Raw genomic sequence first — 16,559 nt, 5'->3', positions numbered from 1 at the left:
GACACTTTCGCGTAGCCCGATCCGCCCGAAATCGGCTGCCGCCGACTCTGCCGACCCTGCCGCCTCCGCCGACCCCTTCGACGCCGGCCCGTACCGCCGGCGGACCCCGCGATTTCCGGCGGTTCGAGCTGGAACGGAACGCTGGCCTGGTCAACCCCTGGTTGGTTCGGCCCGGCAGGCATCCCGGCCGCTGAGTGGGCCCCCAGCTGGCGCCGCCTGTCCGATGTCGACCAGAACTGTGCGCCCGCCGCCCTTGCTGCGGCGAACGCTGCACTGACCGCCCCCAAGCCGTATGCACCGCCTGGCATGGGCCAACTCGTCGGTGTCGCCCCGCCCTCGTCCGGCGAGTGCGCCTGGCTGCTTGCCCCTCTCACCGTCGTGCCCGCCCCGCGCTGCAGCCGGGGCTGTCGCCATCCGCCGGTGTTCGTCGTGGCCTTGGCCGCATGCACGGTCATGGCCGGAGCCTGCTCGCTCGCGGCGATCGCGCGGGGGGCCGCCGACGCCCCGCCCGACCTGCTGATCCGTCTTGGCGGGTCGTGCCGGGAACCGGACACCGGCCCGGCAGCCCCGGCCGAGGCCACCGTGCGGCGCGTGCTCCAGAGCGTTGACGGCGATGCGCTGGATGCCGCGATCGGTGCCTGGCCGGCCGAGTGATCCCGTGGCAGGCGGACCCGCCCACGCCCGCTCTCGCGGTGGACGGCAAGACCGTGCGCGGCGCCCGCCGCCCCGACGGCCCCCAGGTCCACCTGCTGTCCGCGATGAACAAGGCCGGCCCGGTCCTCGCCCAGCGGGAAGCGGACGCCAAGAGCAACGAGATCACCGCAATCCAGCCCCTGCCCGCCCCGCTGGAGCCGGCCGGATGCGTGGTCACCCTCGAACGCGTCTGTGCGGTCATCAGTCTGGCCGCCCACCAGGCCGACGCCGCCGAGATCGCCCGCCGCGTCCGCGGGCATTGGGGCATCGGCAACAGGCTCCACCATGTGCGCGACACAGACTTCGCCGAAGGCGCCCCCCGCATCCGGACCGGGGCCGAGCCCCGCGCCATGGCCGCCCTGCGCAACCTGGCCATCGGCGCCCTCCACCTGGCCGGCTGCTACAACTTTGCCGCCGGCCTGCGCAGGCACTCACGCGATATCACCCGGCCTCTGACCACCTCGGGCAACACGTGATCAAACCAGACACAACCGCGACAACGACGCAACCCTGCCCTCAGGCCGCCGACCGTGGAGAAGTCTATGAATTCACATCCGACAATTTTGGACGGGCCGTCCGAGCGCAATCGCGGCGCGCGCCGTAGTCGACTTCCGCAGCACGGCCCCACCGTTCGTCGATGGCGAGGTGTGAGACATGGTTGACCTATCCCGAGTTGATCGATGTCACCTCTGACCAGCTCTCGCCACCAGACGAGCAGCCGTCAACCGAGCGCACGTACGGCTTTGCTGCCACGCCCGAGCAGGCCCTTGCCCGCCTTGCTCGGTGAGGTCGAAGCCGTCTGCGCTTTGAAGGATTTCATGACTCTCGTGGCCGATGAGACTCACCAAATCACTTCAGAGGAGCAGCTGCAGGCATTCGTGGGTATCGCCGTCTGCGGCGGGGGAGGCGAATCTGCAGCATGACGACGCGGCGAGTTGCCGGGCGCTCACGCGGCAGACGGTGGCAGTCTGATGCGCGTACGCCCCGCCTCGTAGGCCATCTGCAAGCACGCCATCAGCCGCGCGAAGTGGCGTACACGCTCTGGTTTTGCGGCTATCTGATCTGAGGAACAGCAGATGAACGACCGTTCGACAGCGCCGGTCAGTGCCCCCGAGAATGGAGACAACCATCATCACGCCTGGGCGGAGCTTCCCAAGGGCGAGTACCTGACGGAGATGCGGACCACCTGGGTCGTTCCCAGCATCCCGAAGGACGTGAGCAACCACGACGTCTTTATTTATCTCTGGCCCGGGGCCGGCTCCGTTCTTCAGCCCGTGCTGGCCTTCCACGCCGGATATCCCAAGTGGTATCTGCATGCGTACGCCATCCACGGGGGAACAAGCGTTAAGGGCGAAGACTATGATGTCGAAGTCGGTGTCACGATTGTCGGTGTGATCAAGCTCAAGGAGATCACGCCGGACGGAAAGTACACGTATCGAGTGTTCTTTGAACACGAAGACGGCACGGAGTACCCGCCCGAGACGGCTTGCGAGCAGACGTGGCCCGAACCGGAGTCCGGGATTTGCCAGTACATCGAGGCATTCGGCGATCCCCAGGGGGACCAGTATCCGGCCGAGGAGTACCTCAAGATGTGCAACATCGAGGTCACCTCGAACAAGGGCCCCGTTCCGGCCCAGTCGATCGCCTGGGACCTGTCCACCAGCCCACTGGCCAAGATCGTAGACGGCGATCTGTGGCTTCCGTACCGGGCCTAACAGGTCACTGGTTCTGTTCACGAGCAACGACAGTGTTCCTGCGGCACTTCGGGAGGCACCGGGACCATGGGGTGGGTCCAGGACCTCACGGGGTTCGGCAGCGGAGGGAATCCGTCCGGCAGGCGATGTGGGCCGTGTCTGTTCGACTGTGAGGAATATGGGTTTCGGGGTTGAAGTTGCCGTTGCGGCAGCTTCTACGGTCGTGACCAGGGCCGGAGCGACCGGCCCGGCGATACACACGTGCGGGAGTCGTGATGGACTGGCCGATCTCTGAAGTGGCCCGAATGTCGGGCGTGACCGCCCGGACACTGCGGCACTACGACGAGACCGGTCTGCTGCTGCCGGCCCGGATCGGTGCCAACGGTCACCGCTACTACGAGGAGCACCAACTTCTGCTGCTGCAGCAGATCCTCGTTCTGCGGGCGCTGGGTGTCGGACTGCCGGAGATCGGCCGGATCCTGTCCGAGCAGGTCGACGAGGTGGATGCCCTGCGGGGCCACCACCGAAGGCTCCTCGCGGAGCGGGACCGACTCGACGCCTTGGCCGGCACCGTCTCGCGCACGATCGCCGAACTGGAGCAGTCCAGAAAGGACGGCAACCCCGTGACCATCAACCGACCGGAGAACCTCTTCGAGGGCGTTGAACCCTCCCAGTACGAGGAGAACATGGCCGGCTTTCCGGAACTCGCCGAAGCGGTCGGACAGCGCGCCAACGCGATGAGTCAGGCCGACGCGGACGCCGGGCACCGTGAGCGGACCGCGCAGATGATCCGGCTGGCCGAACTCATGGCCGCCGGCCACCCGGCCGGCGCCGATCCCGTGCAGGCAGAGATCGACGCCCAGTACCGGGCGCTGACCCAACTGCGTGCCGTCTCGCCGGAGGAGTATCGGGCCATCGGACGCTCCTGCATGAACAACGACGCCTGGCGCACTGCCTACGAAACGATCGCCCCAGGGCTCGCCGCGTATCAGCGCGACGCCATCGAGGAGTACGCCACCACCCGGCAGAACTGAAGCCGGGGCGCCACCGCCACGACGGGACCGGCCCGCGGTGGCGGTGGCGCCGTGCTCGATTCCGAGGAGCCCTCTACAGGGGGGAGCTGCCCGTTCTCGCGAACAACGACCCGGCTGACGAAAAACGCCTCCGGACGTGCTGAATTGCTGCTGCCCGAAGTCGTGAACAAAGCCACGACGTGCGGGACATCGACGATTCAGGGTTCGCGTTGGAGATCCGGATCAGCAAGCGGCACGAACTCGCGCTGTACACCGCCCACGTCGTCGGCCTCACCCGTCTCCTGCGCCACACCCTCGGCACCATCGGTGCCCGAGGCACGTCCGGGGGCGGCCGGTGCGAGCGGCGGGGCTGCGTGGGCCGTGTGCCCGGCCGGGCACACGGCCTGGGGCTGGAGGCTGACCCCGGACGCGCGGAATGCGATGTCGCCGCGGCGGGCGACGATGTGGTGCCGGGCCGATGCGGAGATCGGGGTGGGGGTCCCGACCGCGAGGCGCCTCCTGTCCGGTTACGAGGGCCTTGCCTGATGGCTGTGGTGTACCTCGTTCGGCCCTCTTCCGAGACGGGGGCGTTGTCAGTGGGGGCTGACAGGGTGCGTGCATGACGGACAGCGAGAGTGCCCGCATGACGCGGCTCCTGAGCGGGTTGCCGGCAGCGGCCCGAGAACTGCTGTTGGGGACGGACTGGGAGTCTCTGCAGCACGCCTACGGCTCCGGTGAGGACCTACCAGTCTCCCTGTGCTCCCTCGTGGACGAAGATCCCGAGGTTCGGTCCGGGGCGTTGGCCGCGTTGGACATGGGCGTGCTGCACCAGGGATCGCTGTACACCGTCACCGCGCCCGCGGCCCTGTTCGTCGCCGCGATCCTCGACCACCCCATGGGCCTCGCCGAGCACGAGGGGCACTTCCCGTGGGACGACGGGCCGCCGCGCAGCTTGCGGGCCGCCCTGCTCTTCTGGCTGGGGCAGGTTGCCGAGTCGGCCGCCTATGGAGAGGATCCGGTACGCGACCGCACCGACTGGCAGTGGGCGCCCTGGCACGACGGGACGCGACGCGAGCACGACCCGGACGAGGTCGCCGCCCTGCACGCCTGCCGGGAGATGCGCCCCACCCTGTACGACGCCGTCGAGCCGTTCCTCTCCTCTCCCGATCCCCACGTCCGAGAGGCCGCGCTCGGGGCCGCAGTGCCACTCCTCTTGACCCCAGGGCTCGCCGACCGGGTGCCGCGGGCCGCCACGTTGCTGCGGGCTGGCCTGGGCCCCGTGGCGGGGCGACGGGAGCGAGCGAGTGTGGCGCGGGCGCTCGGAGTGTGGGGGATGGACACCTCCGACCTGCTCGCCGACTCCGACCCAGCTGTACGGGTCTGCGCCGCGCTCGGCCCCGGACATGTCGATCGGCCACGCGCTCTCGCCGTCCTTCTCGACGCCCTGCGGGACCCGGGAACGACGGACGGCTGGTTTCCCGAGCCACTGCCCGGGCTCGATGGGTGGTTCCGATTCACCGTGCTGCGCTCCGCGCTCGCCCTGGCCGAAACCTTCGAGGAGGTGGCACCAGTAGTGGTCGCCATCGTGGCCGCCGGCGGCACGTCGGTCACCGACCACGAACGCGGGCCGATCCTCCTCAGAGCCTTTACTGGTGGCTACGCCCCGACCCACCCGCTCACTCCCGCCCAACGCAACCTGTTGCGGGCCTTCGTGGACACCGACGAGGCGTCGGGCGGCATCGCCGGAAACTCTTTGTGGTTCCGCGCGGCCGGCCTGCCCGAGAACCGGGAGGGCATCGCTGCGTTGCTGTGACCTTGCCGCGCCGCACCCTGCACCCATGACGCTCCCCGCATGAGGCTGAGCATCGGAGTTGTTCGCTCGGGCCATCTACGGTGCACGGTTGCATCTGGGTGTTTTGGCGTGGCTGTTCGCGTCCCATATTCGAACAGACCTGGCCTTGTCGTGTGCCGAAGACCAGTATCGGCGCGGTCCGGACGGATCGACACTAGCCATCGGGTGGACCTCGCGACCGCCGGCATGCTGCCCTGACCACGGGACGGTCCTGGACGGTGAAACTGTGGTCCGACGCGACGGCCGCCTCGACTTCAGTGCCGTCCAGCCCCGCGCCGCCTCCACCCTGTCCCGGGCCCGCACCCTTGCGGCGCATCACCTCGCGTCGTACGTGGTCCGGGGCGTCCGGGATGCCCCGTACCCGGCGGGCGGGAGTGGCTGGTGAGATGGCTGCACCAGGCAGGTGATCGACACCGCTCGCCGGTGATCGTTGTCGAAAGCGTCCGACGCCCCATCGACCTTGGGCTGAGGGAGATCAGCCGACTTCAGCGGCTGGCAGCCGTCCCGGCCCAGGACGAACGCGTCGCTCAAGGTAAAGACGTTGTCCGGCGCGGTGGCATGTCCAGGGCGGTGCATTGCGATGGCGAGAAGTCGATCGCGATGTCGGCTCCCGGTCCGGTGACGAAATCGTGCTCCCTTGCCTGCGTGGTGGTCACCATCTCGGCTCCCGGCGCGCCGACGACCTGGATCGCGGCGGATCGGACCCCGCCCGCTCTGCCGTGCACCAAGCCCCGTTTGAGGGTGGTGCGGTTCCTTGCCCTCGGCGGTGAGTTCCCAGCCGAGGTTGATGGCGGTCCAGTCGGGCCCGTAGGTGCACTGTGCGGAAGCAGCCGTCGGGAGCCACTGCGAGGGGTCCTTGTCGCTCATACTTCGGTGGTCATGGCCATGACCAAGACCGTGACCAAGCTCCGTCGGAGCCAGGAGCGTTGGCGTACTGCTCCCACTGCTTCGCGTCCCCTTCCGAGGCCCCGGAATCCCAGGTATTGGCGAGCGGGACCATGTGGTCGGTGCCGAGCGTCCCCGCTTCAGGACAGTTGAGCCTCGTACGAATCCCTGGTCCCTCCGGCGGGCAAGACGACGGCAGAGGAACACCGACTCGTCCAGAATGCGTCTGACCTGCGCGTCCGGCACAAGGCGCTTGACCAGACCTCTACCTGCGGGACATGGGATCCGGGGACTGGGTCCGGACGCCGGGCTGGATGTCTCGTTCCGGGGCCGGCGGTCCCACCGGAATCGTGCTGCCGGCGAACCGGCGCTGTCGGCGAATCTCCGACTCCGGTCACTGTATACAGCTGCCCGAGCGCGGGATGACGCCGCGCCCGGACATGCCGAGCCGCTCTTCCCCGGCGCCATGGACCGGGCTGAGGTCCGTTCCATGGCGCCGGGGGCGCGGGTACCGGCTATCGGGCTGCGGGTTGTACGGACATCGAGTGCCGGAATACCTGGCCGGGATCGTAGGTGGCCTTGATCTTCTGCAGGCGGGGGTAGTTGTCCTTGTAGAAGATCTCGGTCCAGGGGATCCCCGACGTGTTGAACTCGGGCTTCGTGAGGTCGACGTCCGGGTAGTTGATGTAGCAGCCGTCCGTGACACCGTTGAGGGCCGGCACGCCCCCGGTCTCCTGGTAGAAGTCCGCGTACCAGTCGCGGAGGAACTTCAGGTAGTGGGCGTCGTCGGTCTCGTCGGACCATATGCACTGGAACATGGCCTTGAAACCGGAGTCGCGCTGTGGCATCGCTGTGGCGTCGGTGGCGACCTCGTTGATCTTCCCGCCGAAGGAGAAGAGAACCAGCGCGGTCTCGTCGTTGGTGAGGTCGTCCCGCGAGAGGTACTGGTAGGCGGTCCTCAGCTGGTGGTCGGTGAAGTTCTTGCGGAAGTAGCCGTTCTTGAAACCGATGCGCGCGGTGGGGTTGGCACCGGTCGGGTCGGAGGCGCCGAGCATCCGGACGGCTCGCAGCCAGGGCAGTTCCTTGGGTGTGAACAGGCCTGGCATGGCGGCGAGTTCACCGGACGCCTTGGTCATGGGTACGGGCTGGAGCCCGGTGCCCTTCTGGAGCGCCGTCAGATAGTCGTCCAGCCGCTGCCGGGCGCCGGGTGTGGTCGCGTCGGACTGTGTGTAGAGGGAGAGGCCGCCGTGGTGTTTGAAGTTGACGTTGAAGAGGGAGCAGATGTCGCGGTAGCGGGAGCCGGGGTGCTTATTGGCCTCGTGCCATGCGCCGTAGTTCTTCAGGAGCCGGACGAACCGGGTTTCGTCGATCTGGTCCCACGGAAAGTGCAGCGCGCTCGTCAGCACCGCCCCGGGGGGTGAGACCAGTTGACCGGCGGGGTCGTTGCCCTTCGCCCCCGGGCTGCGGAACCAGTACTTGGTCACCAGTCCGAAGTTCCCGCCGCCGCCACCGGTGTGCGCCCACCACAGGTCGCGGTGCGGGTCGTCCTTTTCGCGGGTGGCGATGATGGTGCGTGCCTGCTGCCGGCGGCCGAGGGTGGTGACCTCGACGGCGTAGAGGTGGTCGACGACCAGGCCGAGGGAGCGGGACAGGATGCCGTAGCCGCCTCCGGCCACGTGCCCGCCCGCGCCGACGGAGTGGCAGACGCCGCCCGGCAGCGTCACGCCCCAGCCCTTGTACAGAGTTTCGTAGACGTTGGACAGCTGGGCGCCGGGTTCGACGCTGAAGGCGCGCATCTCGGGGTCGTAGTCGACGTGGTTCATCTCGGAGAAGTCCAGGACGACCTGGACGCGCGGGTTGTACGTGAAGTCCTCCAGGCAGTGGCCGCCGGAGCGGACGGATATTCGCTTGCCCGCCCGCACGGCGCCCTGGAGCGCCGCTCGGGCGTCGGCGGCGGAACGGATCATCTTGATGCGCTCGGGGCTGCCCAGGAAGCGCTGGTTCGAGCCCTTGATGAGGGCGTCGTAGCGCGGATCGCCGGGGGTGATGACGGGACCCGCGGCGGGTGAGCTGGGGGTTGCCCGGGCGCTGCTCGCGGTGAGCGCCGAGGCGGTCGCGGCGGTGGCGGTGAGGGCGGCCGTGCGCAGGATGAGACCGCGTCTGTTGATTCGGTTGCTATTCACATAAGTGATGCTAGCCAGAAGGGAGTTGGCTGAGGGGGCGAAAATCGAAAGCTGGTGCAGCTTCTCGGCGTCTGCTACATTCAGCCCTACTGGACCGAACGATTCAAAAAGATGTGACCTCCAGGAAGATCCTTTTGTCCGGTCGAGGAGGTCGCCCCGCCCTTGCTGAGCGTCGAGACAAAACGTGAAAGGATGCGAAATGGCAATGGGAACGCGGCCTTCCGTGGCCGCAGACGTCGATCTTCGGTCCGTGATGCGCCTCTTCCCGACCGGTGTGGCGGTGCTGGTATCCGGCCAGGCCGACGAAGCCGTGGCAACGACCATCAACTCCCTCACCTCGGTTGGGCTGATGCCGCCCACCGTCTTGGTTTCTTTGCGATTGAATTCGCGTGCGCAAAAAATGGTGAGTGCTTCGGAAGAGTTCTGTCTGAACTTCCTCTCCGCGAAGCAGGAGCACCTCGCCGCGCTCTTCGCCTCCAGGGTCAAGCCCGCAGGGCGGGAACTGGAGCAGTACTTCACCGGGGCCCCGGAGGGGCGGGGAGTTCTCGACGGTGCCATTGCCGCTCTGCGCTGCACCGTGACCACTAGCTACACCGCAGGCGACCACTGTCTGGTAATCGGGGACGTCACCAGCGCCCACCACGGCGACGCGGGTCACGGTACGCTCCTCTTCCATCGCGGCCGCATGGCATCGGTGTGAACGAGCCATGACACGTGCCATCCGCGGCGGCGTCCGCGTGGACGCCAACACCCGCGAGGCCATCGCCTCCGCCACCATCGCCCTGGTGGGGGCCGTGATGGAGCGGAACGGGCTGCGCCCCGACGACGTCGAGGCCTTGATCTTCACCATGACCGCAGACCTCACGGCGGACATACCGCCGCTGGTCATCGCCGAGCAGGGGGTGCTGGACGCCCCCTGCCTCTGTATGGCCGAACCCCGCTGGGACGGGGAAATGCCGTACGTCATCAGAGTGCTGGTCTTCGCCCGCAGGGACCGCGACGAACCGGTCGAGCACGTCTACCTCGCCGGCGCCTCGGCCGCCAGGCCCTGACCCGCACGTCACTCTGTCTTTTCCTGGGGGGAATTGCCATGCCTGAAACACCTGTGCTCACGGCTCTGCTGGAGGCCGCGGGACACGCTGTGGAGGACCGCTCCCGGATCAGCGGGTCCCCACCGGGCGGCGCCAATGTGTCCATGTTCGCCGCCCGCCGCGTGCCCGCCGTCATCCGGCCCTCCGCGGCTGATCAGCTGCCCGGCATCGTCAGGACCTTCCAGGCCCCCGACGCCCCGCCCCTGTACGCGGTGTCGACCGGCCGCAACTGGGGGCTCGGATCCCGCGAACCGGCGCGGCACGACGCCGTACGCGTCGAGCTCGACGACCTCGACCGGATCAGGGCGCTGGACACCGAACGCGGCTGGGCCGTGATCGAACCCGGCGTCACGCAGCACCGCCTGACCGTCGAACTCGAAGGCACCGGACGGATGCTGAACGTCACCGCATCCTCGGGCCACTCCAGCGTGCTCGGCAACGCCCTCGACCGCGGGGTCGGCCTGCGCCGGCAGAGGACCGAGGATCTGGTGGGGCTCGAAGTCGTCCTGCCCGACGGCGAGACGGTCCGTATCGGCTGGTGGCCCGGCGAGCGAGGCGGCACCGCACCGAACCCCTATGGCCTCGGACCCTCCCTGCTCCATCTGTTCACCCAGTCCAACTACGGCATCGCCACCGCGGGAGTCATCCGGCTGCTGCCGCGCCCCGAGACTCAGCGCGTCATACGTCTCTCCTTCGAAAGACCCCAGCTCTCCTCCGTCGTCGACGAGTTCAGGCGCTGGCAGGCCCAGGGGCTGGTCCACGGGGTACTGAAGATCTACGACACCGCGTCCGCCAGGAGCTACGGAACGGCGGACACCGGCGGTGCCTACCTCGCCCATATCTCCCTCGGCGGCACCGCGTCCGTGGTGGAAGCACTCACTCAAAGTGTTCACGAACACGCCGCCTCCTCAGGTCTGTTCACCTCGGTCGTACGCTCCGACAGGGAGCCTCCGGCCCAGGACGACATCGTCTCCCGCGTCGTCGAGCACGCCTACGCGGGCAGCGTCGCTCACCACGAGGAGATGCTGCGCTCGGCCGTCGGCCAGGACGCGGGCCAGGTGGACCAGGACGGCGGCGGCTGGATCTTCTTCCTCCCTCTCGTCCCGTACACCGGGCACGACGTCACCACCGCTCTCCGCCTCCTCGACGAGGTGCACACCCGCACCGGAATCAGGCCCGGCGCCACCGTCAACGCCCTGGACCCCGACGTCATCGACCTGGTGGTCTCCCTGCGCTTCACCCGCACCGACGAGGAGACCGCACGGGCGCACGACGCGCTCGACCTCCTTTACGAACTCTTCGGCGCCGCCGAGTACCTCCCCTACCGCCTGGACATCGACCACGGGGCATGGATGGACCGGCTCACCGACCCCCACGCCCTCGCTCTCGTCCGGCGGCTCCGGGACGCGATCGATCCGAACCGGGTGATCGCCCCCGGTCGCTACGCCTGACCGGGCCGCCACATCCAGAAAGGACCCCTCATGCCCACTGCCGCGATACCCAACACCGCCGAGGCGATCATCACCCGTGCCCGGGACATCGGGCCCACGCTGCGCGAGAGCTCCGCCAGGATCGAGGAGAACCGCCGCCTGCCCGAGGATATCGTCGAACTCCTGCGTGGAACCGGTGTGTTCCGTGCCGTGATGCCCCGGGAATGGGGCGGCCCCGAACTGAACTCCATGGACCAGGTACGTCTCCTGGAGACCATCGCCCAGGGCGATGTCTCCGCCGCCTGGTGCGCCATGATCGGCATGGACTCCGGCATCTACTCCGGCTTCCTCGACCAGGACGTCGCCCGCAAGCTCTACCCGTCCCCCGACATGGCCCAGTCGGGCTGGATCTACCCCCAGGGCAGGGCGGAGCGGGTCTCCGGTGGCTACCGTGTCTCCGGACACTGGCGGTTCGGCTCCGGCTCCACCCACTGCGACGTGCTCGCCGCCGGCTGCACCGTGTACGAGGGCGGCCGCCCCGTCATCGACGAGACGACGGGCAAAGGGCTGTGGCGGGTGGTGCTCGCCCACCCCGATCAGTACGAGCACATCGACTCCTGGCACACCACGGGACTCGCGGGTTCCGGTTCCATCGACTACCGGGCCGATGACCTGTTCGTCCCCGCCGAGCACTCCTTCTCCTTCGCCGAACCGGTGCGCCGCGGCCCGCTGCACGATGCCCCCGACGCGATCCTGCGGAAGATGTCCGGCATCCCTCTCGGGCTCGCCCGCGCCGCGCTCGACCACGTCCGAGAGCTGGCGGAGCACCGCGTCGACCGCGAGACCGGCCTCGCCTGGCCGCAGGACCACCGGGTCCAGCAGACCATTGCCGAACTGGAGATGGAGCTTCTCGCCGCACGCTCCGCCGTGTACACGACGCTGGAGCGGCAGTGGGAGGCACTGGAGAACCATGCCGAGCGCTCGGGCGACGAGCGGGTCGAGACCGCCCTCGCGCGCCTGCACGCCTTCCGCACGGCACGGCGCGTCGTGCACCGTCTCTTCGACCTGGTGGGCGGCGCCTCCGTCTACCGGCTCAAGTCCCCGATGGACCGGTGGCTGCGGGATGCCAACACCATGTGCCAGCACGCCGTCGCCCAGGAATCCATCCTCCAGCTCACCGGCAACGTACTGCTCGGCGGCAAGTCCGCCTCCCCCTTCTTCTAAACGCCTGGCCATTCACGAAAGGAAGATCCGTTGACGGGTCCCATACGGGTTGTGCTCTTCTCAGAGGTCAACTCAAAATTAGGCGCCCCCTTCCTGGACATGCTGCACGGACACCCGCTGGTGGATCTCGCGGCCCTCGTCACCAGCCCGGTCGGACGTCTGTGCGACTACTTCGTCGCCGACACCGAGCAGGTCGACCTGGAGCAGCGGGGCAAGAACCTCGGCGTACCGGTGCTGCGTCCCGAGAAGGTCAACGACCCCGCGTTCGTCCAGCAGATCAGGGACCTGGAGCCCGACTACCTGATCGTGGGCAACTTCCAACGCATTCTGAAGAGCGAGCTGCTCGCCGCGCCGAAGGTGACAAGCGTCAACTTCCACCCGAGCGCGCTGCCCCGCTACGCGGGCCTGGCGCCGTTCTACTGGATGGTGCGCAACGGTGAGACCGACGGTGCGGTCACCGCCATCGAGATGGCCGAGGGCCTCGACACCGGGGCGATCCTCACGCAGCACCGGACCCCCCTCACCGGCCGCGAGACCGCTCTGGAACTGCGGACCATGCAGGAACGCGCCAATGTGCTGATGCTCCTGGACCTGATCCCGCAGCTCGCGGCGCGCAGGTTCCTGCGCATCCCGCAGGACTCCTCGGAGCGGACGTACTTCACCCGGCCGGGTGAGGACGACTACCGACTGGACTTCGCGCACTCCGCCCACAAGGTGGCGTGCCACATCCGGGCCGGCTACCGGAACCCGGGGGCCTTCGCCGAGACCGCGTCCGGTGAACGCGTGACGGTCCTGTCGGCGGACGACGTCCTGCCGGCCGCGACCGCACTTCTCGAACCCGCCGGAACCGTACGGCACCTGGCGGACGGGGTTTTCGTCGCCTGCCGCGACGGCTGGCTGCGGCTCCTGACCGTGGAGCTCGACGGCACCGAGGTGCCCGTCCAGGCCCACCCGGCCATCGCCGACGGCCAGCTGCTTTCGGCCACCCAGCTCCAGGCAGCTTGAGGGAGGCCCGCCCATGTCACTGCTGGAACAGCAGAACACCGACAAGCCCCCCACGGTCCGTAAGGTCCTGCATATCCCGGCCGGCCAGGGCCGCTCGGTCTGGCTCAACGGCGATGTCTACTCCGTGAAGGTCGGCCAGGATGACTCCGAGGGGACGCTGGCGGTACTGGAGGCCTCGGTGCCCCCGGGCGGGGGCCCGCCGCTGCACGACCACCGCCACGAGGACGAGGCGTTCTACCTCATCGAGGGCGAGCTGGAGATCTACGCCGACGGCGAGACGTACCGCGTGCGGGCCGGGGACTTCGTGTTCGTACCGCGCGGGGTGATTCATGGCTTCAAGAACACGGGCCTGCACACCGCGAAGCAGCTGCTGCTCTTCACCCCCGGCGGGTTCGAACGCTTCTTCCTGGAGGCGGGCAAGGACGCCGCACCCGGCCAGAACATCCCGCCGTTCGACCCGGCCGACAATCCCACGGCCGTCACCGTCGGCGAGAAGTACGGCTCGTACCAGGCCTGAGCACCACCTCTTTCCGTACCACCCACCACCCCGCTTTCCCCTTTCGAAGATTGTTGAGATGACATGAGCGAGAAGCTGAACGGCAAGGTAGCCCTGGTCACCGGTGCGAGCCGGGGCATCGGCGCGGCCGTGGCCCTGCGCCTGGCCGAGGACGGCGCCGATGTCGCCATCACCTACCAGAACAACGAGGACGCCGCGCGGGCCACGGTCGAGCGGATCGAGAAGAAGACCGGTCGCCGGGTACTGGCGGTGCGGGCCGACGTGGCCGACGCCGACTCGGTCGCCGCCTCGGTCGAGCAGGCGGTGCGCGAACTGGGCCGGCTGGACATCGTGATCAACAACGCGGGCGTGAACGACATGACGCTCCCGAACCTCGCCGACATGCCGGTCGAGACCGTGGACTGGATCCTCGACGTGAACACGCGCGGCGCCATCCTCACCGCGCGTGCCGCGGCGAAGCATCTGCCGGAGGGCGGGCGGGTCGTCAACATCGGTTCCTGCCTGGGCGAGCATGTGCCCGCAGCGGGTTATGCCGTGTACGCAGCGAGCAAGGCCGCGCTCACCGGGTTCACCAAGGGCCTCGCCTGGGACCTCGGCCCCCGCGGCATCACGGTGAACGAGGTGGCCCCCGGTTCCACGAACACCGACATGAACCCGGAGGACGGCCCCGCTTCCGCGTACCAGAAGGCCCTGTCCCCGCTGAACCGGTTCGCGCAGCCGGAGGAAGTGGCCGCTGCGGTAGCCTACTTCGCATCGCCCGAGGCCGCCTTCACCACTGGCACCAGGGTCGGTGTCGACGGCGGAGTCAATGCCTGAGCGAAGGTGACGGCGGCATCCGTACGCGACCCCGCCCCCGGCTTTCCGGGGGCGGGGCAACCGCCGCAACCGCCCTCGGTTTTTTTGTTCTGACTGTTCCATAACGTGCTAGAGTGAGCGCATGGGCCGACCACGACAGTTCGACGAGGAGCAAGCGGTACGGGCGGCGTGTCGTGTCTTCTGGGCCAAGGGGTACGAAGGCACTTCCACCCAGGATCTGTGCGAGGCCACGGGGCTGGGACGCAGCAGTATCTACAACACGTTCAAGTCCAAGAACCACGTGTTCCTGCGGGCCTTGTCGTACTACGTCGACACCATGACCGGCCGGCAGATCGCCATCCTCGATCAGGAGGGGCCCAGTGCCGCGGAGCGGCTGCGAGAGCTGCTCTCGGTGATCGTCGATTCGGAGATGGAGAACCGGAGAAGCGGGTACGGTTCCGGTTGCTTCACCGTGAACACCATCACCGGCCTCGCCGCGAGCGACCCGAAGGTCGCGGACGTCCTGGAGAAGGATCTCGAACGACGCCTCACCTCGCTCCGTGCGGTGGTCGCCGAAGGGAAGCGTGACGGGTCCGTCGGCTCCCCGCGTGCGGCGGAGGGGCTCGCCTGGTACGTGACCGCGGTCATCTCGGGGATGCGTATCGCCGCCCAGTCCGGCGCGGACCGCACCGTCATGGAGGACATCGCCCGCTCGGGTCTGGACGCCCTGGCCCACTGACCTTCCCGGCCTTCACAGCCTTTCCTGCCCTGCCCGAACCTCCCCCTCGCTGCGGCCGCGCCGTGGTGGGCCCACTCACGCCCCAGTTTTGTCCTGATCGGTCCATTACTCCGGAGAGAGAGTCCCCACTCATGCCAAAGTCCGTCTACCTCATGGCGCTGGGCATCTTCGCCATGGTCACCAGCGAGTTCCTCGTAGGCGGTCTGATGCCGCAGATCTCCGAGGATCTCGGCGTCACGATCCCCCAAGTCGGCTACCTCATCACGGCGTTCGCCCTGGCCATGGCGCTGGGCAGTCCCTTCGCCACCATCGCGGTGCTCAAGCTCAAGCCCAAGCCGGCGCTGATGACGCTCTTCGCCGTGTTCCTGGTCGGCAACGTTCTGGCCGGTGTCGCCACCAGCTACTGGCTGATGATGGTCGCGCGTGTGATCACCGGTACGGCGTCCGGCGCCTTCTTCGGCGTCTCGCTCTCCATCGTCGCCCAGCTCACCAAGCCGGAGGCCCGCGGCCGCGCCATCGGCGTGGCGATGCAGGGGCTGATGGTCGGTACGCTGCTCGGTCTGCCGATCTCCACCCTGGTGGGCGAACAGTGGGGCTGGCGCGCCGGGTTCGTCGCGGTCGGCATCATCACGCTCGTCGCCGCCGTGGCCACCGTGATCGCCGTGCCCTCGCTCGACCGCGCCGAGGACTCGGGGGACTTCAAGGAGGAGCTGACCGCCTTCCGCAACAGGAAGCTCTGGGTGGTCATGTGCACCTCCACCCTGATCATCGGTGCCACCTTCGCCGCGTTCTCCTACTTCACCCCGATCCTCACCGAGATCACCGGGTTCTCCCGCGGCATCACCCCGTTCCTGCTGCTCGCCTACGGAGCCGCCACGGTCATCGGCAACACGGTGGTGGCGCGTCTCGCGGACACCCACACCATCCGCGTCCTCGTCACGGGCATCACCCTCAACGTGGCCTTCCTTGCCGCGTTTGCCCTGCTCGCCGACTTCAAGGCACCCGCCGTCATCGCCATGCTGGGCATCGGACTCGTCGGGGTAACCATGAACCCGGCGATGATCAGCAGGGTCCAGCGGACAGCCAACGCCCGCCCGCTCATCAACACCGTCCACTCCTCTTTCATCACGATGGGCGTGGTCATCGGCTCCTGGATCGGCGGCCTCGGCATCAACGCCTTCGACCTCACCGCCCCGCTGTGGCTCGGCGTGGTCCTCGCCTCGCTCGCGCTGGTCATGCTCATCCCTGACATGGGGCAGCTCCGCCGCGCGGCTCCGTCGAACACCCAGGCGCCTGCCTCCGAACGACAGATGGAGAGCGCCTGACGGACGGTGAGCGGGGCGGAGCCGCACCCCCGAGGCCCCGCCCCGCTCGTCGGCTGTCAAGGCCAAGAATCCCTTTCGCCCCTCCTTTTCAATTCCTCTTTCCTCTCTTCTTT

At 68.2% G+C, this 16,559-nt stretch carries 16 protein-coding genes; 15 read left to right on the top strand and 1 reads right to left on the bottom strand.

What is annotated here, in order from left to right; genetic code table 11:
- Positions 1 to 306: 306 nt before the first annotated feature.
- The 6 genes from OG251_RS01220 to OG251_RS01195 all read left to right on the top strand — a co-directional run bounded on the left by OG251_RS01220 (position 307) and on the right by OG251_RS01195 (position 5,637).
- A complete protein-coding gene (locus OG251_RS01220; RefSeq protein WP_326675088.1) occupies positions 307 to 654 on the top strand; it encodes a transposase family protein in 348 nt (115 codons plus the stop codon).
- Positions 655 to 692: 38 nt separating this feature from the next.
- Complete coding sequence (locus tag OG251_RS01215; RefSeq protein ID WP_326675086.1) at positions 693 to 1,169, top strand: hypothetical protein; 477 nt, start codon at positions 693 to 695, stop codon at positions 1,167 to 1,169.
- A 600-nt stretch (positions 1,170 to 1,769) separates the two neighbouring features.
- On the top strand, positions 1,770 to 2,408 hold the full coding sequence (locus tag OG251_RS01210; protein ID WP_326675085.1) for a hypothetical protein: 639 nt from the start codon (positions 1,770 to 1,772) through the stop codon (positions 2,406 to 2,408).
- Positions 2,409 to 2,662: 254 nt separating this feature from the next.
- Entirely contained in the window at positions 2,663 to 3,421 is a 759-nt protein-coding gene (locus tag OG251_RS01205) for a MerR family transcriptional regulator (RefSeq protein WP_326675084.1), read from the top strand.
- Between the two features lie 598 nt (positions 3,422 to 4,019).
- Complete coding sequence (locus OG251_RS01200) at positions 4,020 to 5,213, top strand: HEAT repeat domain-containing protein (protein WP_326675083.1); 1,194 nt, start codon at positions 4,020 to 4,022, stop codon at positions 5,211 to 5,213.
- A gap of 265 nt (positions 5,214 to 5,478) precedes the next feature.
- Positions 5,479 to 5,637 (top strand): hypothetical protein, encoded by a 159-nt coding sequence (locus OG251_RS01195; RefSeq protein ID WP_326675082.1) that lies wholly within the window; start codon positions 5,479 to 5,481, stop codon positions 5,635 to 5,637.
- A gap of 1,015 nt (positions 5,638 to 6,652) precedes the next feature.
- On the opposite strand, the gene OG251_RS01190 is transcribed toward OG251_RS01195, so the two are convergent.
- Positions 6,653 to 8,320: an FAD-dependent oxidoreductase gene (locus OG251_RS01190; protein WP_326675080.1), complete on the bottom strand. Its 1,668-nt coding sequence runs from the start codon at positions 8,318 to 8,320 to the stop codon at positions 6,653 to 6,655.
- Between the two features lie 199 nt (positions 8,321 to 8,519).
- Between OG251_RS01190 and OG251_RS01185 the strand changes: the two genes are divergently transcribed.
- The 9 genes from OG251_RS01185 (at position 8,520) to OG251_RS01145 (ending at position 16,446) form a co-directional block, all read left to right on the top strand.
- Positions 8,520 to 9,020, top strand: a complete 501-nt coding sequence (locus tag OG251_RS01185; protein WP_326675078.1) for a flavin reductase family protein — start codon at positions 8,520 to 8,522, stop codon at positions 9,018 to 9,020.
- A gap of 7 nt (positions 9,021 to 9,027) precedes the next feature.
- Positions 9,028 to 9,372 carry a chorismate mutase gene (gene aroH / locus OG251_RS01180; RefSeq protein ID WP_326675077.1) on the top strand — a complete coding sequence of 115 codons (345 nt, stop codon included), beginning with the start codon at positions 9,028 to 9,030 and terminating at the stop codon, positions 9,370 to 9,372.
- Between the two features lie 38 nt (positions 9,373 to 9,410).
- Positions 9,411 to 10,862 (top strand): FAD-binding oxidoreductase, encoded by a 1,452-nt coding sequence (locus OG251_RS01175; RefSeq protein WP_326675076.1) that lies wholly within the window; start codon positions 9,411 to 9,413, stop codon positions 10,860 to 10,862.
- A gap of 30 nt (positions 10,863 to 10,892) precedes the next feature.
- Complete coding sequence (locus OG251_RS01170; protein ID WP_326675075.1) at positions 10,893 to 12,065, top strand: acyl-CoA dehydrogenase family protein; 1,173 nt, start codon at positions 10,893 to 10,895, stop codon at positions 12,063 to 12,065.
- Positions 12,066 to 12,116: 51 nt separating this feature from the next.
- Complete coding sequence (locus tag OG251_RS01165) at positions 12,117 to 13,070, top strand: methionyl-tRNA formyltransferase (protein ID WP_326675073.1); 954 nt, start codon at positions 12,117 to 12,119, stop codon at positions 13,068 to 13,070.
- 13 nt (positions 13,071 to 13,083) lie between these two features.
- Complete coding sequence (locus OG251_RS01160; protein WP_326675072.1) at positions 13,084 to 13,587, top strand: quercetin 2,3-dioxygenase; 504 nt, start codon at positions 13,084 to 13,086, stop codon at positions 13,585 to 13,587.
- Between the two features lie 63 nt (positions 13,588 to 13,650).
- A complete protein-coding gene (locus tag OG251_RS01155; RefSeq protein WP_326675071.1) occupies positions 13,651 to 14,403 on the top strand; it encodes an SDR family NAD(P)-dependent oxidoreductase in 753 nt (250 codons plus the stop codon).
- Between the two features lie 121 nt (positions 14,404 to 14,524).
- Positions 14,525 to 15,121: a TetR/AcrR family transcriptional regulator gene (locus OG251_RS01150; RefSeq protein ID WP_326675069.1), complete on the top strand. Its 597-nt coding sequence runs from the start codon at positions 14,525 to 14,527 to the stop codon at positions 15,119 to 15,121.
- Positions 15,122 to 15,252: 131 nt separating this feature from the next.
- Positions 15,253 to 16,446, top strand: a complete 1,194-nt coding sequence (locus tag OG251_RS01145; RefSeq protein ID WP_326675068.1) for an MFS transporter — start codon at positions 15,253 to 15,255, stop codon at positions 16,444 to 16,446.
- Positions 16,447 to 16,559 lie beyond the last annotated feature (113 nt).

It is taken from the genome of Streptomyces sp. NBC_01237 (assembly GCF_035917275.1).
In the GTDB taxonomy this organism is placed as follows: domain Bacteria; phylum Actinomycetota; class Actinomycetes; order Streptomycetales; family Streptomycetaceae; genus Streptomyces.
This window is presented reverse-complemented; position numbering and strand designations above follow the sequence as displayed.

Excerpts from the sequence above, each read along its gene's own strand:
- OG251_RS01175 (WP_326675076.1), top strand. The coding sequence starts at position 9,411 with ATGCCTGAAACACCTGTGCTCACGGCTCTGCTGGAGGCCGCGGGACAC.
- OG251_RS01200 (WP_326675083.1), top strand. The coding sequence starts at position 4,020 with ATGACGGACAGCGAGAGTGCCCGCATGACGCGGCTCCTGAGCGGGTTG.
- OG251_RS01185 (WP_326675078.1), top strand. The coding sequence starts at position 8,520 with ATGGCAATGGGAACGCGGCCTTCCGTGGCCGCAGACGTCGATCTTCGG.
- OG251_RS01205 (WP_326675084.1), top strand. The coding sequence starts at position 2,663 with ATGGACTGGCCGATCTCTGAAGTGGCCCGAATGTCGGGCGTGACCGCC.
- OG251_RS01170 (WP_326675075.1), top strand. The coding sequence starts at position 10,893 with ATGCCCACTGCCGCGATACCCAACACCGCCGAGGCGATCATCACCCGT.
- OG251_RS01210 (WP_326675085.1), top strand. The coding sequence starts at position 1,770 with ATGAACGACCGTTCGACAGCGCCGGTCAGTGCCCCCGAGAATGGAGAC.
- aroH (WP_326675077.1), top strand. The coding sequence starts at position 9,028 with ATGACACGTGCCATCCGCGGCGGCGTCCGCGTGGACGCCAACACCCGC.
- OG251_RS01145 (WP_326675068.1), top strand. The coding sequence starts at position 15,253 with ATGCCAAAGTCCGTCTACCTCATGGCGCTGGGCATCTTCGCCATGGTC.
- OG251_RS01220 (WP_326675088.1), top strand. The coding sequence starts at position 307 with ATGGGCCAACTCGTCGGTGTCGCCCCGCCCTCGTCCGGCGAGTGCGCC.
- OG251_RS01160 (WP_326675072.1), top strand. The coding sequence starts at position 13,084 with ATGTCACTGCTGGAACAGCAGAACACCGACAAGCCCCCCACGGTCCGT.
- OG251_RS01155 (WP_326675071.1), top strand. The coding sequence starts at position 13,651 with ATGAGCGAGAAGCTGAACGGCAAGGTAGCCCTGGTCACCGGTGCGAGC.
- OG251_RS01150 (WP_326675069.1), top strand. The coding sequence starts at position 14,525 with ATGGGCCGACCACGACAGTTCGACGAGGAGCAAGCGGTACGGGCGGCG.